Below are 266 nucleotides of genomic sequence, written 5' to 3' on the forward strand. Positions count from 1 at the left end.
CGCCTTTGCCGCGCTGGCGATGAGCCTGATGGGGGTGGCTACAGCGGTGTTCCTGCCGCTGGCGGTCAGCCTGGTGGCTTGAGGAGTTGTGATGACGCTACCGCTGTTTCCGCTCAATACCGTGCTGTTTCCTGGCTGCTTTCTCGATTTGCAGATTTTCGAGGCGCGCTACCTGGACATGATCGGGCGCTGCATGAAGCAGGGCGAAGGGTTTGGTGTGGTGTGCATCCTTGAGGGCGAACAAGTCGGCAAGGCGCCGCCGGTGG

Annotated in this window: 1 protein-coding gene; it reads left to right on the forward strand. The window is 61.7% G+C overall.

From position 1 onward, the window contains the following. Positions 1-91: 91 nt before the first annotated feature. A partial coding sequence (locus tag SB719_RS20540; protein WP_412159797.1) for an LON peptidase substrate-binding domain-containing protein occupies positions 92-266 on the forward strand: 175 nt, incomplete at its 3' end.

It is taken from the genome of Pantoea sp. SIMBA_079 (assembly GCF_046940275.1).
Lineage (GTDB): Bacteria > Pseudomonadota > Gammaproteobacteria > Enterobacterales > Enterobacteriaceae > Pantoea > Pantoea borealis.